This window comes from Lysinibacillus sp. LK3, assembly GCF_001043675.1.
Lineage (GTDB): Bacteria > Bacillota > Bacilli > Bacillales_A > Planococcaceae > Lysinibacillus > Lysinibacillus capsici.
The window spans coordinates 21,572-45,313 of sequence record NZ_LDUJ01000018.1 but is presented as its reverse complement, the minus strand read 5'-3'; the positions used below and the strand labels follow the sequence as shown (position 1 = coordinate 45,313).

The following is a 23,742-nucleotide window of genomic DNA, read 5'->3' as shown; positions in this document are numbered from 1 at the left end:
GTAAGTCTGTTTTTTTGTCATTATTAAGAGGACTACTATTTTGAAGGGGTGAAAATATATGAACATATTGATTTTAGGAGGCACACGTTTTTTTGGAAAAAAGCTAGTTGATCTTTGTATTCAAAATGGACATAATGTAACGATTTTAACACGTGGTCAAAGTGGCAATCCCTTTGGTACACATGTTAAGCAATTAGTAGTAAATCGTAATGATCGTGATGCTTTAGAACAGGCACTAGCCAATACAACGTGGGACATTGTCTATGATAATATTTGCTATTCGCCCAACGAGGCACAAGCGATTTGCGAGATATTCAAGGGAAAAACGAAAAAGCTCGTCTTTACTTCTACTCTTTCAACATATGAGGTAGATGGTAAGATGAAAAAGGAAGAAGACTTTGATCCATACCAGTATCAAATTCGTATGGGACATCAAGAGGAATTTTCTTATGGAGAAGGGAAACGACAAGCGGAGGCAGTCTTATTCAAAGAAGCTTCATTCCCAGTCGTAGCTGTACGTTTCCCAATTGTGATGGGTGAAGATGATTATACTCGACGTTTACATTTCCACGTTGAACATATTTTACAGAATCAGCCGATTACTTTACCGAACATTGATGCAAAGATGAGTTATATTACAGATGAGGAAGCTGCTGAATTTTTATACTTTGCGGGCGTTACTCCTATTGAGGGACCATACAATGCTACCGCATCAGGGGCCATATCTCTCAAAGATCTAATTGCTCTAATTGAAGAAGCAAGTGGTCAGCGCGCAAAAATTTCCCTCATTGGTGGTGATGAGGAATCACAGTCTCCTTATGGGGTGCCTGCTGATTGGAATATGTCTAATGCTAAGGCTGAGAAGGCAGGATTTACGTTTAGTCAGCTTGAAGATTGGTTACCAAAATTAGTGGCAACATTAGTAAAACAGCTACAATAGCATTTATAACGCAAAGAATCTGCTCATATCTAGCAGATTCTTTGTTCATCCTAATGTCTAGTCATTTTTGCCGCTATTGCCTCACTTTCTGCTGAACGAAAGTGTATTTTCACGGTAATATGTTCTTTAAAATAGCTACTGCTTTGTCAATCTCTTCCTTCGTGACCGTTAATGGAGGCAAAAGACGAATAACTGTTGGCCCTGCCCCTACTAATAAAAGACCACTTTCTTCCGCTGCCGCGATATAAGGCGCAACTTCAGTGTCCCCACAGCCAATCCCTAACAAGAGACCCTGGCCTTGAACAGTATAGCTAGAAGATAAATGAGCCCTTAGTTGTGCCACAAAATAGGCAGATATTTCTCGTACCTGCTGTAAAAAATCTGGCTCAAACACATGATTTAAAACAGCTTGTGCCACATTCATCGCAAGAGGGTTTCCACCGAATGTTGTACCATGTGTTCCTGGACTAAATGTAGCATGAAGCTCAGCAGTTCCGAGCATTGCACCAACAGGGAAACCACCACCTAAGCCTTTTGCCAAAGTTACGATATGTGGCTTTAATACCGTTTGTTCAAATGCATAGCGTGTTCCTGTTCTTCCAATGCCCGTTTGCACTTCATCAACAATTAGTAGTACACCTTGCTCCTCACAGACTTTTGCAATAGCTGCGGCAAATTCTGCTGATACACTATTGACGCCACCCTCTCCCTGAATCATTTCTAGCATTATAGCTGCAACTGAATCATCAACGGTTGCTTCAAGTGTAGCAGCATCATTAAATGGCAAAATCGAAAATTTTTCTACGAGTGGTCCAAAGCCATTATGTACTTTGCCTTGACCTGTTGCAGACATTGCTCCAAAAGTACGACCGTGGAATGATTTTTCAAATGTAATAATATGATGTTTGCCTGTATGCTTACGAGCTAATTTAATGGCCGCTTCATTAGCCTCAGCCCCGCTATTACAAAAAAAGGCATGTGAAAAGTGTGTATTAGCAATTAATTTTTCTGCCACCTTTTCCTGACCTGGTATTTCAAAAAGATTTGAAATATGCCATAGCTTTTGGCTTTGCTCTTGAAGTGCCTGTACAACGGCTGGATGGGCATGACCAAGACTCACCACAGCAATGCCACTAGTAAAATCCAAGTATTGCTTCCCTGTTGAATCCTCAACAATTGTCCCCTGACCTTTAACAATTTGTGCACGACGCTTGCCGTAATTCTCAAATAAAACACTCATGTTATCATCTCCACTATCATTTAAAATAGTTTCTTTCAACAACTATACTTCTCAAGCTATCCTATTTAGAACACTAGGAAGAAAGAAGTTCACTTGTGGCTACAATTGTTGTACCAATTAAAGTTGCGCCTACAATTTGTACAGAAGGAATCCCTGCCCGTAAACAGTCAATCGCTCCTTGCACTTTCGGAATCATTCCACCGTAAATATGGCCCTGCTCTGTCCATTGATCTATAAGACTAGGTGTAGCTATTGCTTGATATTCATCTTCAATACGGATACCACTCACATCTGTCACGAGTAGTAAGCTATCTGCTCCGACGGCTAAAGCAATTTCACTTGCTACCGTATCGCCATTAATATTAAGAGCCTGACCTGCTTCGGTCGTACCTACGCAGGCAATAACAGGTACAATCCCTACACCCATTAAAGCTTCCAATAAGGATGTATTGATATTTTTAATAGCTCCTACATACCCGTAAGTCTCTTGATCTAAAAAGTCTACGACTATCAACTGATTATCAAAGCCATTTAATCCGATGGCTGCTATACCAGCTGTTGTTAACTCATGAACTAATGCAGTGTTTACTTGCCCTATTAGGGTCGATTGGACAACTTTAATTGCAGCCTCGTTAGTGACACGTATTCCATTTAATGTATGTGATTGTAGGCCTTGAGCAGCTAGTTCTCGATTTATGGCTGGCCCACCCCCGTGGGTAATAATAAGCTCTACCCCACTCTCTTGTAATCTTTTAAAATTATCAAAGAAAGCCTCATTTAAACCTTCCAGTGTACTGCCCCCAAGCTTAATGACCACACGTTTATGAGCGGTATGATGCATTGATTTGGACATAGTCATATGTTAAGTCACATCCCCAAGCATGCCCCTTACCATCACCCACACCAAGGGACACATAGATTTTTACTTCATGCATTTTTAATATTTGAATTAACTCGTCCTCAGAAAAGGGAATTGGTTCACCGTTTTCTACCATAGTAGCACCACCGATTTGGATAGTAATTTTATCTGGATCAACTGTTGCGCCACTATACCCTACTGCTGCAATAATACGCCCCCAGTTGGCATCACAGCCGAAAACTGCAGTCTTTACAAGTGGTGAACCAACGACTGTTTTTGCAATTTTACGTGCCTCCTCGTCTGAAATTGCACCAACAACTTCCACTTCGATAAGCTTCGTTGCTCCTTCACCATCTTTGGCAATCATTTTTGCTAAATCTTCCGCTACTGTTTGCAAAGTGTTAAAGAAATTTTGCCAATCTGGATGCTCTGGAGTTAAAGAATTATTCCCTGCCAAGCCATTAGCCAATATTACCACTGTGTCATTAGTGGATGTATCCCCGTCAACTGTAATAGCGTTAAATGTTAAATTAGTAATAGTCGATAAAGCTGCTTGTAACACATCAGATTCAATGTTGGCATCTGTTGTAATAAAGCCTAGCATTGTTGCCATATTAGGTTCGATCATACCTGAACCTTTTGCTACACCAGCAATGATAACTTCCTTGCCATCCACAGTTGTACTATAGCTTGTGTTTTTCATGACGGTATCTGTTGTCAAAATAGCCTGCGCAAAGTCAATCGCACTTTCTAAATTGTCCTTTGGCTCTAACTGAAGAATACCATTTGCTACTGGCTCTAATTTCATCATTTCTCCAATAACACCTGTCGAGCAAACTCCCACCAAATTTGGTGCAATCCCTAATTTTTCAGCAGCTAGCGCTTGCATTGTTTGGGCATCTTTTACACCTTGTTTACCTGTACAAGCATTCGCATTGCCTGAATTCACGATCATCGCTTGCATTTTCTTAGTTGCATAAACAACTTCCTTCGTGACTTTTAATGGTGCTGCTTGCACAGCATTTGTAGTAAAAACACCCGCAACACTTGCTGGGACTTCACTTACTAAAAGGGCTAAATCCTTTTTCTTATGTTTTAAACCACAGTGTAATCCGGCTGCCTTAAAGCCTTTTGGTGAAACAATATTTTTACTTGATAATTTTTTCATTACATTCGTTGAAGTGGTAACTGTCATCCGAAATTCCTCCTTAGATTAATAAATAAGAGAAGCATACAGTTGCCTGCATGCTGTTAAATAAAGAACGGTACAACATCTAGCCCTGTCGTTTGTGGTAAGTCAAATTGCACATTCATATTTTGGATAGCTTGCCCTGCTGCTCCTTTGACAAGGTTATCAATTACACTAACAATTGTGGCGCGATTTGTACGGGAATCTACTTTCACTAGAATGTCACAATAATTTGATCCCTTGACACGATTTGTCCCTAAACTCGATGCATCCGTAACGATTCGAACAAATGGATGATTCTCATAGGTTGCCTGTAAGCAAGTGATCAATTGCGACTCTGTAATTCCCTGCATTACTGGTGCATAGGATGTCGCCAAAATTCCCCTGGTCATTGGAACCAGATGCGTATTAAAAGTAACCTTTGTATCTGCTTGAGCAAACATGGAAAGTGCCTGTTCAATTTCGGGAATATGTTGATGTGTATTTACTTTATAGATCGAAAAATTCTCATTTGTCTCACTAAAATGGGTAGTTTGTGAGGGCTTATTGCCTGCTCCTGAAATGCCACTCTTTGCATCAATAACTAGAAAACTAGGATCAATTAAACGTTCTTTTACAAGTGGTAGTAAGGATAATAAAACTGCTGTTGGGTAGCAACCCGGATTAGCAACAAGTGTTGCTTGACGTATAGGCTCTTCATTCCATTCTGTTAAACCATATACACTTTGTTGAACACTATGGAACGGTGCAGCTTTTTTGCCATACCAGGTTTCATAGCTTGCTAGATCTTTTAACCGAAAATCACCAGATAAATCGATTAACTTTGGTCCTTTCCCAACCAAAGGCGGTAATAGCTCACTTGTCACCCCAGATGGTGTACTCGTAAAAATAACATCGAATTTTTCTAAAGTGTCATACGCTATCTTTTGTAACGGTGTATCAGCTATCCTAACAAGATGGCCAAATTTCGAAGAAAATTGGACACCCTCTTCTGAAGAAGTAAATAAATCAATTCGTTCTACAGCTGGATGATTATGTAAAAATCGAATAAGTTCTAGACCACCATATCCAGTTGCTCCAATAATACCTACTTTCACTGCACTCACCTCTGAAATAAGTTAAAAATAGTATACGTCTGCATATTTATTAAGTCAACTGAATTTTTATTTAATTCATTGTTTTTTGAAATAGATAATATTTCACCTACTCTCACCTCTATACTATTGTAAATCCAGAAAAAAGAAGGCAAGAATCCTTTCGCCCATCGAATGAATCCCTGCCTTCTTTTTATGCACATGTTGTATAAATATCAATTGATGTTGTAGATAATTAATCTTCCATGGTTGATAAATCACCAGTTGGTAAATTTAATTCCCAAGCTTTCAAAACGCGACGCATAATTTTACCACTACGTGTTTTTGGCAATTTATCTTTAAATTCTATTTCACGTGGTGCTGCATGTGCAGATAAACCTTTTTTAACAAAATCACGTATATCTTCAATTAATGCATCAGAAGGTTCAATCCCTTCTCGTAAGGATACAAAGGCTTTAATGATTTCACCTCGCACCGGATCTGGTTTCCCGATAACACCCGCTTCAATCACATCTGGATGCTCAAGTAGCTTACTTTCTACTTCAAAAGGTCCTACACGTTCACCAGCCGTCATAATGACATCATCCACACGCCCCTGGAACCAGAAGTAACCTTCATCATCCATATAGGCTGAATCTCCAGAAACGTACCATTCTCCTTTTAGGAAATAAGATTCATAGCGCTCTGGATTGCCCCAAATTTGGCGCATCATGGCAGGCCAACCACGACGAATAGCTAGATTCCCCATTGTAAATGGTGGAGCCTCATTGCCTGCATCATCTACAATCGTCGCATGAATACCAGGAAGAGGTTTCCCCATTGAACCTGGCTTAATATCCATCGATGGATAATTACAAATCATATGTGCTCCCGTCTCTGTCATCCACCATGTATCATGTATACGATGACCTAGTTCCTCTACTCCCCAGCGAATAACTTCTGGATTCAAAGGCTCACCAACAGACAGCACATGGCGTAAAGATGTGAGATCATAGCTTTCAAGCAAGCCACTACCTGCGCCCATCAGCATACGGAACGCTGTTGGTGCACTATACCACACTGTCACACTATAATCTTCTATAGCCTGATACCATGCTTGTGGTGAAAATCTTCCTCCGACGATTAGCATTGTTACACCGTTTAACCACGGACCAAAGATGCCATAGGCTGTTCCTGTAACCCATCCAGGATCAGCTGTACACCAATAAATATCATCTTCACGTAAATCAAGTACCCATTGTGTCGATTGATATTGCTGAATCATAGCATTATGGACATGCAATACACCCTTTGGAGCACCTGTTGATCCAGAGGTATAGTGAAGAATCATCCCATCTTCTCTGTCTACCCACTCTATATCAAAATGAGCTGAAGCTTCTTTTAAATGTTTAGTAAAGTCTAGTATTTGAGCTGTTTCCTCAACGCCCTCCCCTACTAAAAAGATATGCTCCAATTTAGGTAATTTAGCTAAAGGTACACGTTCAAGTAAAGCAGGTGTCGTGACTAATACTTTCGCCTCACTATCAGCAAGTCGATCATACACAGCACCTTCCATAAAAGCTTCAAACAATGGTCCAACAATAACCCCCATTTTCAACGCACCTAATAATGAAAAATAAAGCTCAGGTGAACGAGGCATAAAAATAAATAAACGATCACCTTTCTGCAGATTAGTAGTCGCTTTAAAAACATTTGCTGCTTTGTTTGTTAACCTTTTCATTTCATTAAATGAATATGCCTCTTTCCGTTTACCATCATTAAAATACAATGCCACCTTATTTTTGCGATGTGTTTCTGTATGGCGATCAATAGCCTCATATGCCATATTCACTAAACCTGTTTCGCTCCAACTAAATGCCTTTTCCGTATCTGCCCAATTATGAGATTCTGCCACTTCTTCATAATTCGTTAAATGGTGTTGACCAGGTAAAGCCATTAACTTCTCCTTCATTTTCATCCCCATGAAAATACCCCTTTCTTTGCTTTTGTTTTTGACTAAATTTCAACAATCCCCCCTGTTGAAATTCAGAGAATTTTCCAAAAGCAAAATTGATATGTAGCAATTGTTATATAACAGTTATCCATAGTATTAATGTCCGAAACCCTAATAGCACTACTTTTATCTGTTAAATAACAGAAGCAATATAATCTTATTTTACACGAATTCAGATAGATTGTCTCAATATTTTTATTTTTCCAAAAATACAGGTATATTTTGCAAAAATAAGCGTTTTTACGCAAGAAATCAGCTATAATGGAATTATTAAACTCAGGTGGTGTAATTATGGAACATAAAAAAACTTTTTTTTCTGTCACAAAGGAAACAAAGCATGGTACTGTGTATGTGGAAGGACCTGTGCCTCCAGAAAAATTAGCTACATATTCATTCCATGAAGGCTTGGTTGCCTTCAGACCTCCAAAACAGCAACAGCAGGCCATTATAGAAATTGCTGGACTACCCGAAGGCCGAATTATTATTATTCGAAACGAAGATATTATTGTAGGCTATGTTACCTATCTTTACCCTGATCCACTTGAACGATGGGCAGAAGATCGTATCGATGACATGATTGAATTAGGTGCCATTGAAGTCATTCCTGACTACCGTGGTACTGGTGCTGGGAAGGCGCTACTAGCCGTTTCATTTATGGGGGATGAAATGGAAGATTATCTTGTGATTACTACCGAGTACTATTGGCATTGGGATTTAAAAGGAACTGGTTTAAATGTTTGGGATTACCGCAAAATGATGGAGAAAATGATGAGCTCTGCTGGTTTCGAATATTTTGCAACAGATGATCCTGAAATTACATCACATCCAGCCAATTGCCTGATGGCGCGCGAAGGAAAACGGGTGCCTCCTGAGACAATGGAAAGATTTGATAGACTTCGTTTTAGAAATCGTTTCATGTATTAAAACTAATACAAAGGGGATGCATATATGATTGTAGAAGAAATTATGAATGATAAGCCTTATACATTAGCTCCTACCAATACAGTGCAGGAGGCACTAAAGTTAATGCGTGAAAAGAAAGTTCGTCATTTACCAGTTGTAGATGATGAACACCACGTTTTAGGTGTAATTACTGAACGAGATATTAAAGAGGTCTTGCCCTCATCTTTGCAGGATGAACCAAACTCTCCTATTTTTAATGCAAAAGTAGAGGATATTATGGTGAAAGACCCCCTTATAGGTCATCCACTAGATTTTGTTGAAGAGGTGGCACTTACGTTTTACGAATCAAAAATAGGCTGTTTACCTATTGTCTCTGGTGGAAAATTGGTAGGCATTGTTACGACAACAGATTTACTCTATACATATATAGAGCTGACTGGTGCTACCGAGCCTGGGTCAAAAATCGAGATTCGGGTATCCGATACCCCAGGAGTTTTATTTGAAATTACAAAAATATTTCATCAACATCATGCCAATGTCCAAAGCGTCTTAGTTTATCCTGACTCTGAAAATACACAAAACAAAATTTTAAGCGTCCGAGTAAAAACACTAAATCCTTTAGCAATGATTGAAGATCTACGCAAAGAGGGCTTTGATGTCCTATGGCCAAATTTACCGGGTGTTTCGCTATAATGAAAAAGGCCGTATTCGTATACTCGCCAGAACAACTCGGATATAAATTTTCAGATACACATCCTTTCAATCATAAACGCTTGACGCTAACTATGGATCTACTAAAAAATATTAATGCACTCGATGATGTAGATATTGTACCAGCACGTGTTGCAACGGAAGAAGAGCTATTGCTTGCACATGATTCAAAATATATAGATATTGTAAAAAAAGCAGGACATGGTGAATTATCAGAAGCACAATGTGAAAGCTATGGGATTGGCACTGAAGATACCCCTATTTTTGAAAATATGCATGAAGCAAGTGCACAGCTAGTTGGTGGAACTTTAACCGCTGTTGATTATGTAATGGAAGGAAAAGCCGAACACGCCCTTAACCTTGGTGGAGGACTCCATCATGGTTTCCGTGGTCGTGCATCAGGTTTTTGTATTTACAATGATAGCACAGTGGCTATTCGTTACTTGCAGGAAAAGTACAACGCTCGTGTACTTTATGTAGATACAGATGCTCATCATGGGGATGGTGTCCAATGGAGCTTTTATGAGGATCCTAATGTTTGTACACTGTCCATACATGAAACTGGTCGTTATCTATTCCCTGGAACCGGAAATATTACTGAGCGCGGCAATGGGCAAGGCTATGGAACCTCCTTTAATTTTCCAATGGATGCGTTTACTGAGGATGAAAGTTTCCTAGAGATCTATGAACAGTCAATGCGAGAGATTTTTGAATTTTTCAAGCCAGATGTTGTATTAACACAAAATGGTGCAGATGCACATTATTTTGATCCATTAACACATTTACATGGAACAATGAATATTTATCGCGAAATTCCTAAGCTAGCTCATCAATTAGCACATGAGTATTGTGATGGTCGATGGATTGCAGTGGGGGGCGGTGGCTACGATATTTGGCGAGTGGTGCCCCGTGCCTGGTCCATGTTATGGTTGGAAATGACTGACCAAGCGTTACCAATGGGGCCACTCCCTCAAGCATGGCTGGATCGCTGGCAACCAGAAGCACCTGTTCCTTTTATTCCAACATGGGAGGATCCGATTCCTTTATATGAGCCAATTCCTCGTAAAGCGGAAATAGAGGAAAAGAATGCTCAAATGTTAGCCAAATCGCTACATATTATTCGGAATGAAAGACGGGATTAATTTCTTGGCCTCACGTTATTCGTGGGGCTTTTTAAATTAGATGAATGCTTTTGGTGGTATATCCACCATTTCTTTTGTTCTATCCCTCACTTTTGAAACGCTATCCTCTATTTTTGACGTTCCATCCAGCAAATAAAAACACGCAAATCCTTCATAAGCGATTTACGTGTTAGTATCATTATTTACTTTTGACAGATTGTCGATGCTCAATACGGTGTGGTAAAATAACCGCTTCGTCCTCGACAGTTTCCTTGCTCATTAATTTTGTCAGCAGGCGCATTGCAACAGCTCCAATATCGTAAAGCGGTAGCGCGACACTTGTTAACTGTGGGCGAACCATTCGTGCTAACTTTGAGTTCTCAAAGCTGATAACTTCAATATCTTCTGGAACATTTTTGCCCGCATCTTGTGCGCCATGAATTAAACCGATGGCCAATTCATCACTTCCTGCAAAATAAGCTGTTGGTGGCTGTTCAAGAGCAGATAAAATCTCCCAAGCCTCTAAGCCCATATCATAGCTGGACTCTTCTGCAGCAATTAATGCTTCATCTATTGGTAAACCAGCATCCTGCAATGCTTTCTTATAGGCTGCTAGCTTGAATTTTCCGTTAATTGTATACGAAAGTGGGCCAGTTACAAAACCAATCCGTGTATGGCCATTTTGAATAAGTAATGAAATAGCTTCATAAGCCGCCTGAAAATAATCGATATTCACAGTTGCAATTGTTTGGGATTCATCCACAGAGCCTGCAAGCACAATTGGTACTGGCGAATGATCCATCGTTTGCTGCATCTTTTCTGTAACCTCATCACTCATCATGACAATACCATCAACCTGTTTTCCAAGCATTGTATCCAGTAGCTGTAACTCTTTATCTTCATGTTGATCTGAGTTGGCTAAAATAATATTGTAACGATACATTGTGGCAATATCCTCTACACCACGAGCCAGCTCCGCATAAACATTGTTTGCAATATCTGGGATAATCACGCCAACTGTTGTTGTTTTCTTACTTGCTAAACCTCGCGCTACTGCGTTTGGACGGTATTCTAATCGTTCAATTACTTCTAGTACTTTTTTTCGTGTTGCTGGTTTTACGTTTTGATTACCATTGACTACACGAGAAACCGTTGCCATGGAAACATTTGCTTCTCTTGCAACATCATAAATTGTAACAGTCATCGTACGTGCCTCCCTTTTTTCCTATTATAGCCTTATCATACGATAATTTTCATATTATTTTCAAGAAGAACTACGTAAAAACCAAGTACTAATAGTCCTATTCTAGACATTATTTTGTCACGATATAATAAACACCGCCTGCCGAAGTAAGCAAGCGGTGTTCGCTGTTAACAATTAAGCATGAATTTCATGATTTTTCATGAATTTTTGTAGCGTTTCATAGAATGCGTCAAATGTTGGGATGTCCATTTGTTGTTGTGAGTCAGACAATGCCACAGATGGATCTGGATGCACCTCTGCCATGACGCCATCAGCACCAATTGCAATAGCTGCTTTTGCACAAGGTAATAATAAATCACGACGCCCTGTTGAATGTGTAACATCTACGAATACTGGCAAATGCGTTTCTTGTTTTAAAACTGGTACGGCTGAAATATCTAATGTATTACGAGTTGCTTTTTCATAAGTACGAATACCACGTTCACAAAGGATAATGTTTTCATTTCCTTTAGACATAATGTATTCTGCAGCATGAATGAATTCATCAATTGTTGCAGCTAAACCTCGTTTTAATAAGACAGGTTTATTTGTTGCACCTGCTGCTTTTAATAATTCAAAGTTCTGCATATTACGTGCACCAATTTGGATGACATCAATATAATCCAATGCTTCCTCTAAATGACCTGGTGTCACGATTTCTGTAATAACACCTAAACCATATTCCTCGGACACACGTTTTAAGATTTTCAGACCTTCTAATCCAAGACCTTGGAAGTCATAAGGAGAAGTACGTGGCTTATAAGCACCACCACGAATTAACTTTTCGCCTTTTGCTTTAATAGAAGCAGCAACTGCTGCTACTTGCTCATAAGACTCAACCGCACAAGGACCAAATACGAAAGATGGTTTTCCTTGCCCAATTAATTCACCATTGATATTAATAATTGTATCTTCTGACTTCTTCTTACGAGATACAAGCAACTCTTTCTTTTTATCAGCCTCAAGTTGTTTTAAAGCTGTTTTAAAGATTTGCTTAAATATATAATCAACCGTCATTTGGTTTAATGGACCTTGATTGTGTTCTTTAATAAGATCAAGCATGTGTCTTTCACGCAGCGGATCATAGCGATTCACACCTTGTTTTTCTTTAATTTTACCGATTTCATCAACTACAGCTGCACGTTCATTAATTAGACGAAGAATTTCTAAGTTTAAACCGTCTATTTGACTACGTAAGCTTTCTAAATCTTTTTGGCTCATGCTTTCTTGCTCCTCTCCTCATGACAGACACTTTCAGAACTCTGAAATGTATGTTACATTTTTAGATAATAGCATTATTATAATCAATGTTGTTCAGAATGTCACGCATTTTTAATTTAGCGCTTCAACTCGCTAAATTATTTTCAAGTATGACGCGAAAGGAAGCGATTACATTGAGTTCTAAACTATTCGCACTTGATATTGGCACTCGCTCAGTGGTCGGGATTATTCTCCAAGAAGAAAATGATCATTTTCATGTGGAAGATATTTTAGTAAAAGAGCATAAAGAACGTGCCATGGTAGATGGACAAATACATAATGTCATGTATGTGGCAGAATTAATTAATGAAATAAAACGTGAACTTGAAGAGAAACATGGGCCTCTCACAAAGGTAAGTGTCGCTGCAGCAGGTCGATCTTTGAAAACTGAACAAGCTAGTGTGACCATCAATATTCGTAATCGACCAATTTTTACTGAAGAAGATATTAGTCGCTTGGAACTTCAGGCTGTTCAACAAGCACAGCAGCAACTCTTGCAACAAAAAGAGGATGCAAAAATTAGCCACTATTATTGTGTAGGTTACTCAGTCCTGTATTATCGCTTGGATGGCGAGGAGATCGGAAGCTTGTTGGATCAACAAGGGGATGAAGCCCAAATCGAAGTGATAGCAACGTTTCTACCTCGTGTAGTTGTGGAATCATTGATTGCCGCTCTTAAACGAGCTGATTTAGAGATGGAAGCATTGACGTTAGAACCGATTGCTGCCATTAATGTGCTGATTCCTCCAACGATGCGTCGCCTAAATGTGGCACTTGTTGATATAGGAGCAGGTACATCAGATATTGCCATTACGGATAAAAGTACAGTTGTAGCTTATGGCATGGTCCCTACAGCTGGCGATGAAATAACAGAAGCTTTAAGCGACCACTATTTGCTAGACTTCCCTGTAGCTGAAGAGGCTAAACGTCAGCTACAAACCTCTGAAGAAATATTGATTCAAGATATTCTAGGCTTTGATCAGTTCTATCCAAAGGAAGAGGTTTTTTTAGCAATTGAGCCTGCAGTGAAACAGTTGGCGAAGTCTATCGGAGAAGAAATTCTACGACTCAATAACCGAGTAGCACCCAAAGCCGTTATGCTGGTTGGTGGCGGTAGTTTAACACCCAACCTTACTACAGAACTAGGTCAAGTTCTAGATTTACCAGCTAATCGTATTGCTGTTCGAGGCATTGATGCTATTCAAAACTTAACAAAAGAAGATCATATAAAAGCCTCACCTGAATTAGTCACACCTATTGGTATTGCCATTGCTGCTAAAAAAATGCCGATTCAATATATGAGTTTAACAGTCAATAACCAAGTGGTACGCCTTTTTGAACTAAAAGAAATGACTGTTGCAGATGCCTTTCTAGCTGCAAATATTCGTGCAAAGCAATTATATGGAAAACCAGGACATGGACTATCTATCAGTGTCAACGGACAGGACATATTTATACCAGGTGGACATGGTCAGCCTGCTGAAATATTGGTAAACGGGCAACAGGCATCAACAAAAAGCCTGATTAAAACTGGAGATGCCATTCAGTTAATAGAAGGCCAAGATGGGCAACAGGCGACGGCTACAGTAAGAGATCTTATAGATGATGCAGCAATAAAGACTGTGACAATCCAAAACACCAAATATGTGATTGAGCCCAAAATTTCTGTCAATAACTCTTCTGCATCACTCGATACCGTTTTAAATGATCGTGATATCGTCGTTTTTGATATTGCCGAAACAATTGAGGATGTATTCAAAATCACTAATAATTGGCATTTGTTAAAGCAATTTGAGTCCTATACGATTCAAGTAGATGGACAACCTTTATATTTACCAGAGTTCTCTTCTCAGCTAATGATTAATGGAAAAGTAGCCAAATTGAGCTATGCTGTACAAAATGGAGATGTGATAAGCTTCCAACAACCATCTCTACCAACAGTACAGCATATCGCAGACCAAATGAATCTTTTGCTAGAGGATAAAATCATTATTCATTTCCAACAGGAAGTTTTGGAACTAAAGAAGACTGCAAATGAAGCGATTGTTAATAAAATGGTTGTGTCACCACAATCCACTGTACCCAATGGAGCGACTTTAGTATTTAAAGAAAAGGATCGTAGTCGTTGGATTTATCAAGATGTTTTCCGATTCTCTAATTGGCAGCTGCCAAGTGCCTTTAAGGGGAATTTTACGATTTTAAGAAATGGTCAGCCAGCGAGCTTTGATACAGAGATATTTGGTGGTGATCAATTAGAAATAATATTAGAAGCAACACCTATCATTTAAAAAAAGGGATACGTTACAACTTTATCTTGTAACGTATCCCTTTATATTATGCATTATGCACGAACTTCTTCATTTGTTTCTTCTTTTTGATCTGCTTTTTCTGTCGTTTCTTCGGCTTTTGGTTCCTCACTTGGAATATAATCCTCTAATGGTTCTTCCCCTTCAAAGGAAACCGTACCATCATCAAAAACAGTTGGTGCTTTTGCCGTTTTTAGTGTTTTTACTTTCTCTACTAATTGTGTAGATTGCTCTTGAATTTGTTTAGAAAGTTGAACTGTTTTATCTTTTGCAGTTGTCGAGAAGTCTGCACTCTTATCTTTTAGCTGAACAGCTTGTACAGCCACATCACTGCGTAAATCTTTTCCTGATTTTGGAGCTAACAGTAGACCTGCAGCAGCCCCTACGATTCCACCAACTAATGCGCCAATCACAAAATCTTTCATGTTTACACGCTCCTCTTCATAAATCGAGTCTTGCGGATGATAAAGCTGAGGCAAAGAACTTTCAAGCTGCTGTTCCTTTACTTCGTTAAAATTTGGCTTTTGAGTTGTCATGCAACAATTCCTCCCCATCTAATTATCAAATTTGTCTAGACTGGTTGTCCATCTATTTTCACAGATGCATCTTCAACTTATATGTCTAAGACTTTATTTTTATTCAGCCAGCATACAATACTCACTGAATAATTATCATTTTTTACGACCCCATTTTCTTTTTGGTGTTTCTTCTACTTGCACAGTTTCAAATGCATAGGCATCGGGTGATACCGTTTCCTGCTCGATGATTTTTCGCTTTTTCCATTTATCAGCAATACCCATCGCAACATTACTCCATTGTACAACTTGTGCAATTTTTTCTTCATTTTGTTCTACGCTTTTAGAGACAGAAGTAGTAATCTGCTGAACAGAATTATTTAAACCATTAACGGAGTCACCAATACCTTTAACAGCTTGAACAACTGAATTTAATTGTTCAGATTTATGTTGAATATCCTCTGCTAAGCTATTTGTTTTTGATAATAAAGAAGTTGTTTCGCGTGTAATGCCTTCCATTTGGCCTTCAATCCCAGATAATGTCCCTGCTAAGCTGTTTAAGATGGATTTAAGCGAGAATAATGTCATGCCCACGCTCACACATAAAATTAAAAAACCGATTGCAGCAATAATGGCTGCAATATACAAAATCACTTCCATAAGTTGACCTCCTGCTAGTAAATTGTCTTTACTATTACTTTCCCTATCTTCGACAAAAAAAACGGAATTCCTGCTTAAATTTGAGAAAAAACAGCTTAACCCCTACGGACTAAGCTGTTTCATTGTTTTTAAGCACGTCTTCAAAAGCATCTTGGAACTTGTGAACATCACCAGCGCCCATAAATAAAAATACTGCGCCATTATGTTTTGTTAATATATCAATTCCTTCAGTGGTAATCACTGCACTGCCTTCAATAAGTGACGCTAAATCATGAATAGAAAGCGCGCCTTGCGTTTCTCTCGCAGAGCCAAATATATCACATAAATAGGCTGTATCTGCAAGGCTCAAACTATCCGCAAAATCTTGTAAAAAAGCTTGTGTACGTGTAAATGTATGTGGTTGGAAAATCGCAACTAGCTCACGTTCAGGAAATTTTTGTCGTGCTGATTGAATTGTCGCGCGAATTTCCGTTGGATGGTGTGCATAGTCATCTATTAAAACATTATCCCCTATATCCGTCTCAGTAAAACGTCTTTTTACACCTTTATACGTGTGTAAACGCTCCTGAATAATATCTGGAGAAATGCCTTCATATTCACATAGCGTAATAACCGCCAATGTATTTAAAACAGCATGATCCCCAAATAATGGGATAAAGAAAGTGCTATAAAATTCATTACGTACAAAAACATCAAATTTTGTACCCTCAGTTGTTTTTTCAACATTACGAGCTTCAAAGTCATTTTCAGCACCAAATCCATAATACACAACTGGTACTTTTGCTTGAATACGTTGAAGCTGTTCATCATCACCACACGCTATAATTGCTTTTTTCACTTGTAATGCTAATGATTGAAATGCAGAATATACGTCCTCTATATTAGCGAAGTAATCTGGATGATCAAAATCGATGTTCGTCATCACAGCATAATCAGGATTATATGCTAAAAAGTGACGGCGGTATTCACACGCCTCCATTACAAAGAAATCAGCATTTTCATGACCTGCCCCAGTACCATCACCAATTAAATAAGATGTCGGTTTATAGCCACCTACCACATGTGCCATTAAACCAGTCGTAGATGTTTTACCATGTGCACCTGTGATGGCAATAGATGTATAGTTGCCAATATATTCACCTAAAAATTTATGGTAACGAATGACTTCTACACCTATTTCTCGAGCACGTACTAATTCAGGGTGATCATCGGAAAATGCATTACCTGCGATCACTGTCATACCTTCTTTAATATTATCTGCATTAAATGTAAAAATTGGAATATTACGTTCACGTAACGGTTGCTCCGTGAAGAAATATTTATCGACATCTGAGCCCTGTACTTGTTCACCAGCATCAAATAAGATTTGTGCAAGCGAACTCATGCCAGAACCTTTAATGCCTGTGAAATGAAAAACTGTCATTAATTAAACCCCCCGGGAATTTCAATATCCCATCTATCATCTATTAGGTGTATCGTATTATTTCACGAATGGTTAGGTATTAATACCTTCACAAGTGTTAAAAAATACGTACTATTCAACACATCTTGTCTATTATAGCACTTTTTATGCATAAGGATAGATGTGTAACTTTTCTAAAAAAACTAAATTCGACGTAAATTAGATAATCTAGACGAAAACAATACAATTCTTATTCAAACATAGTAATTAAATCTTCTTCTGTAATGTAACTTTCACGTGGCTTACTTCCTCTTGCTTCCGAAACAAAACCATGTGATTCTAACATGTCAATTAAACGAGCAGCACGATTATAGCCAATATGATACTTTCGTTGAATCAATGAGGTAGAAGCGCCACCTTGCTCATAGACAAATCGACAAACATCTTCAAATAAATCGTCCTGTTCTGCGGACACCTCTGTTTTCTTTAATAATTCCTCTTGATCGAAAATATAATCAGGCTCACCCTGTTCACGAACATGCTCAATAATCGATTCAATTTCATCATCTGTAACAAAAGTTCCCTGTAAACGCACGGGCGCTGACATACCATTACCTAAATATAGCATATCCCCTCGACCAAGTAACCTTTCAGCTCCTTGCCCATCTAAAATGGTACGAGAATCAATTTGAGAGGAAACTGCAAAGGCAATACGTGTAGGGATATTTGATTTGATTAACCCTGTAATAACATCCACTGAAGGTCTTTGCGTTGCAACAATTAAATGAATACCACATGCACGTGCCTTTTGAGCAATACGGCAAATGGCCTCCTCTACATCTGCTGGAGACATCATCATTAAATCTGCTAACTCATCAATGACAATTAAAATGTAAGGCAACTTCAGGCTATGTTCATTATTTTTATCCGCTATGGCATTAAAACGTGTAATATCACGTGCACCTGCATGAGCGAATAGTTGATAGCGACGCTCCATTTCCTCAACTGCCCATTTTAGTGCAGCCGTTGCTGCCTTTACATCTGTAATGACAGGACTAACTAAATGCGGAATATGATTAAAGGGCGCCAGCTCTACCATTTTAGGGTCGATCAGCATGAGTTTTAGCTCGTGTGGTGCAGCTTTATATAATAAACTAACCAAAATAGAATTAATACAAACGGATTTACCCGAACCCGTTGCACCAGCGATTAAGCCATGTGGCATTTTACGCAGATCTAACGTAACAGGTTTTCCAGTCAAATCAAGTCCTAATGCTGCCTCTAATGGTGAATCTGACTCAACGAAGGAGGCACTATTTGTTACCTCAGATAAGCGAACAGCACGTGATACTCTATTTGGGATCTCAATACCGATCGAACTTTTCCCAGGAATTGGTGCTTGAATACGAATATCTTTTGCTGCTAGGGCAAGTTTTAAATCATCTGCTAAGTTTCGAATTTTACTCACCTTTGTACCATGGCTCACCGTTATTTCAAATTGAGTAACAGCAGGACCTTGCATAATCGATTCAATTTGAGCAGAAACTTGGAAATAAGATAGTGCTTCGACTAATGTGTCGCCCTGTTGCTCCATCCAATCCGTATCCTGTGTTTTTTCCTCTGGTGGCTCTAGATATTCATCCGTTGGCTTTTGATAGACGTGTACAGGCTTTGCTGGTATCTCAGCTTCTACCTCTACTTCTTGTGGTGCTACTTGATTCTCAACAGATTCTACCGGAGCATACTCTACAATTTCTGAAACTACTTCAGGTTCGATAGCTAGTTCTGGTTCTGACACTTGGTCCCGTTCTGAAGATAGTTCAAGTTCTGGTTCTAACTCAAGCTCTGGCTCAATAGTTGCAGAAATTTCATCAGCAGCTGCTTTTTCAATTTCTATTCTTTCATTTGTTGAGATACTTGACATTGATGTAACAGGAGCCATTGTAATTACAGCAATAGGCTCTTCAGCACTACTTTTTGTAGGGACACTTTCTACTTCATCTTTTACCTCAAGTTGCACTGGACCATCTACTTGCAATTGAACAGTCTCTGACATATGGAAATCGTTGTCATCTTCTGGTGGTGAAACGGACATTTCGCTTGTTGTCATGCTGTCTAAGGACGATGATTTTTCTGGCATCACATCCACTAGTTTGTTTTTCTCTGTTTCTGGCATGCTCTCTACACGTATAGGCTGCTGAGCCATCTTCAATTGCTGTTGGATTCTCCATTTTTCTTTATCTGTTTTTAACATTAGTACATTAAATGGAATTCGACTTTTTTCTTCCCTCGATGCAGTATCAGGAGATTGGTCATCCATTGACGGTTGAACGACAGTAACTTCTCCAATATGGATCGTAGAATTTTCTATTTGTACTTGTTCCACAATCATTTCTTTGACATGGATTTCCGATTGATCTGCTGAAAGTTGTTGAACTGTTTGATCTTGAACAACAGCTTCCTTCTCTTGCCCTTCAAAATCCATAGCAAAAGAAGTCGTTTGAGGCACAGCTACATTTGATGACAAATTTTCCTTATCATCGTTCTCTTCAACCAACAGTTCTTCCTCAAAAATAATTGGTTCACTTACTGTCGAAAGTTCTTTCGATTGAATAATCTCATGGTGTTCCGTTAAAACCGTTTGGTTTGTGCTAGCCGGCTCTTTTTCTTCTAGTATATTTTCATTGACCTCATTTGTTGTCGCTTCTTTTAAAGGCTTTGCAACAGTAACCCTTTCAACTGCCTGTACATCGGTTTCTTGCTTCTCATATTCCTCTTTTCTTTTATCTAATAAATCTTTAATGGGACTTGGTTTTGCAAAACCATAGACAGGTGAAGGCACATCTGTTGGAACAAATCGTTTGCGATTCTCAGGCATAATATTTTCAACTTTTTGTTCTTTTCGCTGACTCTTTTCTTTTGGTGCAGGTGCAGTCATAGGACTTATAGTAGCTGTTTCATTTTGTGCATCTCGAAAGACTAAGCTTGCTCTTGAACGAAATTCTTGTTCTGAAGGCTGACTTTTCATCATTGTTTTTCTACCTGTACGTTTAGAGCGATTTGCTAGTAAATCTCGAATTCCTGAAACCTCAACATCATAAACACTAGAATCGACAATATGATGATTTAAATGTTTTGGTAACGATAAATCCCCAATTTGTCCATAATCATCATCTTCCATTTGATCAAACATTTCTTTTGAGGGCGTATAGGATGCTTCACCTTCATCATCGTCAATCAAAGGGAAACGGAAAGTCTTTTGCTTAGCGATTGGTGGTTCTTTTTGTGTATGTAATTGCTCCGACTGAACTTCTCCATAATCCTCATAATATTCTTCATACTCATAGTCTTCATCTTCTTTATTAATAAATTTACTAATTTGTTTTTTAAACCAGTTCACTTCGTTTCACTCATTTCTCTTACACTTCATTTATAGCATTGTCTAGTTTTATATTTATCAATAGCTCAATGTCTACATCAAAAAGCATACCATAAAAACGGTCTTGAAACTTGCATTTAGAGGCTCATTCTAAACAAAAAAATCGTTATGCTACTAGCATATTAGTAACATAACGATTTAGGGCATTTCACCTTGACACAAGGAATAATATCATGATAAAACATTTAAATTTTAATAATTTCTTTTTTAAATAGGGGAATTTTTATTTAGTTGGTGATTCAAAAGCACTACCAACTATAGCATCCTCTGGTAATACTAAAATTCCTTTTTCAGATGGTGCATTAGGAATCGCTAATTCACGCGCTGAACAAAGCATGCCGTAAGACTCAACACCACGTAAATTTCCTTCTTTAATAAGCATTCCCGAAGGCATTACGGCACCAATTTTCGCAACAACTACCTTCTGACCTGCTTCTACATTAGGAGCTCCACATACAATTTGTAGTATCTCATCTCCTACATTGACTGAACAGATACTCAATTTGTCAGCATTTGGATGCTTGTCCTTTGTTTCTACATAACCAACCACAAATTTTGGTGAAAAATCAACATCAAGATTAATATTAGCTCCATTTTTTTCGATTGCCACTGCTAGCTGTGCTACTAATTCTGGTGTCACTTCTACTAAGCCTTTAGCATCTGTTTGGATGTAACTGCTCGCATTAAATAAATTGAAGGCTTTAATTTCTCCCGTTTGAGCTTCCCTTAAAATAGCAATATCACCAGCACGTTCTACTTCTGTTTTCACAATAGCCTCCGTTGCTAGTTGAACTAGTAAGACATCTCCTACATGCTCTTTGTTGTAAAATACGTTCATTGTTATTCTTGCTCCTTTTTCACTCTGTTTTTTGCTAAGATAAAGATTGGTTCTAGTTCTCCATCTTCATAAATAAAAGATAATGACGTAATCGGTACAGTACCGACTGCAAAGAAATGCATCGTCATCTGTGCTAATACATCATACCCTGTTTCATTACGAATATCACCTATAATTAATACATCTTGATGAGGCACGGATAATGTCATATCGCCCTCCACTTGTGCCTGCATTTCTTTTAAAAAGCTCTCATTTAAAATACGGCTAGCATCATAGCCATCATTCACATTGACAAAATAAAAAATATTACCTGCTACCTCATCTTTTTTATAGGCGGTTGGTAGTTGTTTCACCGAAAAGCGTGCCATTTCTCGAATTTGTTCTACCGTTAATTGTAAGGCTTCTAGCATGGATTCATCAATAAAGCGATATGTTTTACCTAAATCGAGTGCATAAAAAACGCGCGTTTCAGCTGTATGCTCAGTTGTAATAAAGGCATGCCCTTCTTTCGATGCCTGTGGATAAGAAGTGGCACGAATCACGGGATAAATCTGTGTAGTCGTTTGGAAACCCTGTTCTTTTTCTTGTACCATTGCATTAAAGGTTTGCTCAATTGTATATATAACTTCTTCAATCGCTGACTCTTGCTTGTCATTATATTTTGCTAAGATCCCAGGTAAGGAGAGCTCCATCCCTTTTTCAATTGTCTTATGATTCAAGCGTAATTTATCGTACTTTTTATCAAAATGAAATTCATATTTCTCTTCAGTTAATTGCTTTTTTAATAGCTCGACTAGTTGTTCAGACTTCATTCGCTTCATCTTTTTCACATCCTAACTTCAAAATGAAACGGCTCACATGTTTGTGAACCGTTCTGTTCATTCCTTCTATTTACTTCATCTTAACCGAATGAACGATTTTCGTCATCTCACGCAAATTATTTTCAATTTGTTTTGCTTTTGAAATGGTTGTCATCTTCACACCACCACTACTAACAATGAGCTCCATTTCATTTTCTTCGTCCGTTTTTAGAACCGCTGTGAAGCCAAAACGACCATCCTTATCAAAAGTCGATTCCTCGATAATTTTGTCCGCTTCATTTTCTTTTAAAAGATTATAATAAAGTTTACTGTCTTGTGCTTCACGATCATTGATAAAAAGAATGTAGCTTTCTTTGCCTTTTGAAATCACAATATTATAAGCATCTGAACTGTCTTCAATTTTAAAGTTTGAAGGTAAGTATAATTTGATATCCCCAATTTCTACTGTATGTTCTTCTGGCTCTTCAGCAAAAACCTTCTCCGTTAATTGGAGCCCATTAGCAATTTGATCATCAATAGATTGATTGCAGCCAGAAAGGACAAGAAGTATAAGCATTAGGCCAATTGCTCTTAGCCATGAAAATAACATGTCTCTCTTCCTTTCACTACTAACTTTTTTCTATTTTAAAAAAATTAATCATAAGATGCAACCTAACTATCCTCTCACCACTAATTCTTTTTAACTATTTTTGTGAAAATGTGAACAAATATTGACCAACTAAAAGCGAGACAATATGCTCAAACATCATCTGTCTACTAACTAAACCTTGCGTAAAAATACCTACAGCACCTGCGCCTTGACGAATATCTCGACGCTTTGTATATTGCTCCATAACCGGCCCAAGTTCTCCACCAGTTCTTATTTCCTGGGCAATTTCTTTTGGCAGAATAATTTGTGCGCCAGCAGCTGTAAACATTGTTCCGTCTGACACAGTTAATGCACCCCAGTTACAAACATACATGTCATCCTCGATTTCAGTTACGCCACCTTCTAAGCCAAATGATAATTCTGCATCCGTTAAAATCAAGGCGTTTTTAGCACGATTCATTGCCCCTAATCTAGTTTCTTCATTACTTATCGGTTGATCTGATACTTCAGAAGCAGCTTTGACATGAGTAAAGAGAGAATCCTCAAAGTATTTGCGAACAATTACTTCAACTGCTTCTGTTTTGGCCTTATTGGTTGTGCCAATTGCTATTTTCATTTA

General features: G+C 38.4%; 20 protein-coding genes. 5 read left to right on the top strand and 15 right to left on the bottom strand.

The annotated features are described in order from the left end of the window. The first annotated feature begins 58 nt into the window (after positions 1–58). A complete protein-coding gene (locus VK91_RS13625) occupies positions 59–940 on the top strand; it encodes an NAD-dependent epimerase/dehydratase family protein (protein ID WP_048393517.1) in 882 nt (293 codons plus the stop codon). 109 nt (positions 941–1,049) lie between these two features. Here VK91_RS13625 and VK91_RS13620 read toward each other — a convergent pair whose 3' ends face one another. The 5 genes from VK91_RS13620 to acsA all read right to left on the bottom strand — a co-directional run bounded on the left by VK91_RS13620 (position 1,050) and on the right by acsA (position 7,285). Continuing rightward, complete coding sequence (locus VK91_RS13620; RefSeq protein WP_048393719.1) at positions 1,050–2,180, bottom strand: acetylornithine transaminase; 1,131 nt, start codon at positions 2,178–2,180, stop codon at positions 1,050–1,052. A gap of 73 nt (positions 2,181–2,253) precedes the next feature. Then, entirely contained in the window at positions 2,254–3,039 is a 786-nt protein-coding gene (argB, locus tag VK91_RS13615) for an acetylglutamate kinase (protein WP_048393515.1), read from the bottom strand. Next, the gene (gene argJ / locus VK91_RS13610) at positions 3,002–4,234 is read right to left on the bottom strand and encodes a bifunctional glutamate N-acetyltransferase/amino-acid acetyltransferase ArgJ (RefSeq protein WP_048393513.1); all 1,233 of its coding nucleotides are present in this window, start codon (positions 4,232–4,234) and stop codon (positions 3,002–3,004) included. Before argJ ends, argB begins: the two co-directional genes overlap by 38 nt. Before the next feature lie 56 nt (positions 4,235–4,290). Then, entirely contained in the window at positions 4,291–5,325 is a 1,035-nt protein-coding gene (gene argC / locus VK91_RS13605; RefSeq protein ID WP_048393511.1) for an N-acetyl-gamma-glutamyl-phosphate reductase, read from the bottom strand. 232 nt (positions 5,326–5,557) lie between these two features. Next, the gene (gene acsA, locus VK91_RS13600; protein ID WP_369700625.1) at positions 5,558–7,285 is read right to left on the bottom strand and encodes an acetate--CoA ligase; all 1,728 of its coding nucleotides are present in this window, start codon (positions 7,283–7,285) and stop codon (positions 5,558–5,560) included. Between the two features lie 321 nt (positions 7,286–7,606). On the opposite strand from acsA, the gene VK91_RS13595 reads away from it, so the two are divergent. From VK91_RS13595 to VK91_RS13585, 3 genes are read left to right on the top strand one after another with little or no spacing between them, the layout of a single operon-like run. Beyond that, a complete protein-coding gene (locus tag VK91_RS13595) occupies positions 7,607–8,239 on the top strand; it encodes a GNAT family N-acetyltransferase (protein ID WP_036078398.1) in 633 nt (210 codons plus the stop codon). A gap of 24 nt (positions 8,240–8,263) precedes the next feature. Next, the gene (locus tag VK91_RS13590) at positions 8,264–8,911 is read left to right on the top strand and encodes an acetoin utilization AcuB family protein (RefSeq protein WP_048393508.1); all 648 of its coding nucleotides are present in this window, start codon (positions 8,264–8,266) and stop codon (positions 8,909–8,911) included. Next, positions 8,911–10,071, top strand: a complete 1,161-nt coding sequence (locus VK91_RS13585; RefSeq protein ID WP_048393507.1) for an acetoin utilization protein AcuC — start codon at positions 8,911–8,913, stop codon at positions 10,069–10,071. Before VK91_RS13590 ends, VK91_RS13585 begins: the two co-directional genes overlap by 1 nt. 178 nt (positions 10,072–10,249) lie before the next feature. Here the strand turns inward: VK91_RS13585 and ccpA are convergent, their stop codons facing one another. Beyond that, the gene (ccpA, locus tag VK91_RS13580) at positions 10,250–11,254 is read right to left on the bottom strand and encodes a catabolite control protein A (protein ID WP_048393506.1); all 1,005 of its coding nucleotides are present in this window, start codon (positions 11,252–11,254) and stop codon (positions 10,250–10,252) included. 174 nt (positions 11,255–11,428) lie between these two features. Next, positions 11,429–12,514, bottom strand: coding sequence for a bifunctional 3-deoxy-7-phosphoheptulonate synthase/chorismate mutase (locus VK91_RS13575; protein ID WP_004226108.1), 1,086 nt, complete (start codon positions 12,512–12,514; stop codon positions 11,429–11,431). A 173-nt stretch (positions 12,515–12,687) separates the two neighbouring features. On the opposite strand from VK91_RS13575, the gene pilM reads away from it, so the two are divergent. After that, on the top strand, positions 12,688–14,841 hold the full coding sequence (gene pilM / locus VK91_RS13570) for a pilus assembly protein PilM (protein ID WP_048393505.1): 2,154 nt from the start codon (positions 12,688–12,690) through the stop codon (positions 14,839–14,841). Positions 14,842–14,894: 53 nt separating this feature from the next. Here pilM and VK91_RS13565 read toward each other — a convergent pair whose 3' ends face one another. The 8 genes from VK91_RS13565 to VK91_RS13530 all read right to left on the bottom strand — a co-directional run bounded on the left by VK91_RS13565 (position 14,895) and on the right by VK91_RS13530 (position 23,739). After that, the gene (locus VK91_RS13565) at positions 14,895–15,395 is read right to left on the bottom strand and encodes a YtxH domain-containing protein (protein ID WP_004226105.1); all 501 of its coding nucleotides are present in this window, start codon (positions 15,393–15,395) and stop codon (positions 14,895–14,897) included. A 135-nt stretch (positions 15,396–15,530) separates the two neighbouring features. After that, positions 15,531–16,034, bottom strand: coding sequence for a DUF948 domain-containing protein (locus VK91_RS13560; RefSeq protein WP_048393503.1), 504 nt, complete (start codon positions 16,032–16,034; stop codon positions 15,531–15,533). 109 nt (positions 16,035–16,143) lie between these two features. Beyond that, the gene (gene murC, locus VK91_RS13555; RefSeq protein ID WP_004226102.1) at positions 16,144–17,457 is read right to left on the bottom strand and encodes a UDP-N-acetylmuramate--L-alanine ligase; all 1,314 of its coding nucleotides are present in this window, start codon (positions 17,455–17,457) and stop codon (positions 16,144–16,146) included. Positions 17,458–17,686: 229 nt separating this feature from the next. Further along, complete coding sequence (locus VK91_RS13550; protein WP_048393501.1) at positions 17,687–20,836, bottom strand: DNA translocase FtsK; 3,150 nt, start codon at positions 20,834–20,836, stop codon at positions 17,687–17,689. A gap of 262 nt (positions 20,837–21,098) precedes the next feature. Then, on the bottom strand, positions 21,099–21,713 hold the full coding sequence (ytpR, locus tag VK91_RS13545; RefSeq protein ID WP_048393499.1) for a YtpR family tRNA-binding protein: 615 nt from the start codon (positions 21,711–21,713) through the stop codon (positions 21,099–21,101). A gap of 2 nt (positions 21,714–21,715) precedes the next feature. Beyond that, positions 21,716–22,534, bottom strand: coding sequence for a DUF1444 domain-containing protein (locus VK91_RS13540; RefSeq protein ID WP_081011002.1), 819 nt, complete (start codon positions 22,532–22,534; stop codon positions 21,716–21,718). 70 nt (positions 22,535–22,604) lie between these two features. Continuing rightward, positions 22,605–23,123 carry a hypothetical protein gene (locus VK91_RS13535; protein WP_048393497.1) on the bottom strand — a complete coding sequence of 173 codons (519 nt, stop codon included), beginning with the start codon at positions 23,121–23,123 and terminating at the stop codon, positions 22,605–22,607. Positions 23,124–23,217: 94 nt separating this feature from the next. Next, positions 23,218–23,739, bottom strand: coding sequence for a DUF84 family protein (locus VK91_RS13530; RefSeq protein ID WP_048393495.1), 522 nt, complete (start codon positions 23,737–23,739; stop codon positions 23,218–23,220). Positions 23,740–23,742: the final 3 nt, after the last annotated feature.

Bases quoted from the DNA above. Each gene is read 5' to 3' on its own strand.
- VK91_RS13625 (WP_048393517.1), top strand. From the start codon at position 59: ATGAACATATTGATTTTAGGAGGCACACGTTTTTTTGGAAAAAAGCTA.
- VK91_RS13620 (WP_048393719.1), bottom strand. From the start codon at position 2,180: ATGAGTGTTTTATTTGAGAATTACGGCAAGCGTCGTGCACAAATTGTT.
- argB (WP_048393515.1), bottom strand. From the start codon at position 3,039: ATGACTATGTCCAAATCAATGCATCATACCGCTCATAAACGTGTGGTC.
- argJ (WP_048393513.1), bottom strand. From the start codon at position 4,234: ATGACAGTTACCACTTCAACGAATGTAATGAAAAAATTATCAAGTAAA.
- acsA (WP_369700625.1), bottom strand. From the start codon at position 7,285: ATGGGGATGAAAATGAAGGAGAAGTTAATGGCTTTACCTGGTCAACAC.
- VK91_RS13595 (WP_036078398.1), top strand. From the start codon at position 7,607: ATGGAACATAAAAAAACTTTTTTTTCTGTCACAAAGGAAACAAAGCAT.
- VK91_RS13590 (WP_048393508.1), top strand. From the start codon at position 8,264: ATGATTGTAGAAGAAATTATGAATGATAAGCCTTATACATTAGCTCCT.
- VK91_RS13585 (WP_048393507.1), top strand. From the start codon at position 8,911: ATGAAAAAGGCCGTATTCGTATACTCGCCAGAACAACTCGGATATAAA.
- ccpA (WP_048393506.1), bottom strand. From the start codon at position 11,254: ATGACTGTTACAATTTATGATGTTGCAAGAGAAGCAAATGTTTCCATG.
- VK91_RS13575 (WP_004226108.1), bottom strand. From the start codon at position 12,514: ATGAGCCAAAAAGATTTAGAAAGCTTACGTAGTCAAATAGACGGTTTA.
- VK91_RS13565 (WP_004226105.1), bottom strand. From the start codon at position 15,395: ATGACAACTCAAAAGCCAAATTTTAACGAAGTAAAGGAACAGCAGCTT.
- VK91_RS13560 (WP_048393503.1), bottom strand. From the start codon at position 16,034: ATGGAAGTGATTTTGTATATTGCAGCCATTATTGCTGCAATCGGTTTT.
- murC (WP_004226102.1), bottom strand. From the start codon at position 17,457: ATGACAGTTTTTCATTTCACAGGCATTAAAGGTTCTGGCATGAGTTCG.
- ytpR (WP_048393499.1), bottom strand. From the start codon at position 21,713: ATGAACGTATTTTACAACAAAGAGCATGTAGGAGATGTCTTACTAGTT.
- VK91_RS13540 (WP_081011002.1), bottom strand. From the start codon at position 22,534: ATGAAGCGAATGAAGTCTGAACAACTAGTCGAGCTATTAAAAAAGCAA.
- VK91_RS13535 (WP_048393497.1), bottom strand. From the start codon at position 23,123: ATGTTATTTTCATGGCTAAGAGCAATTGGCCTAATGCTTATACTTCTT.
- VK91_RS13530 (WP_048393495.1), bottom strand. From the start codon at position 23,739: ATGAAAATAGCAATTGGCACAACCAATAAGGCCAAAACAGAAGCAGTT.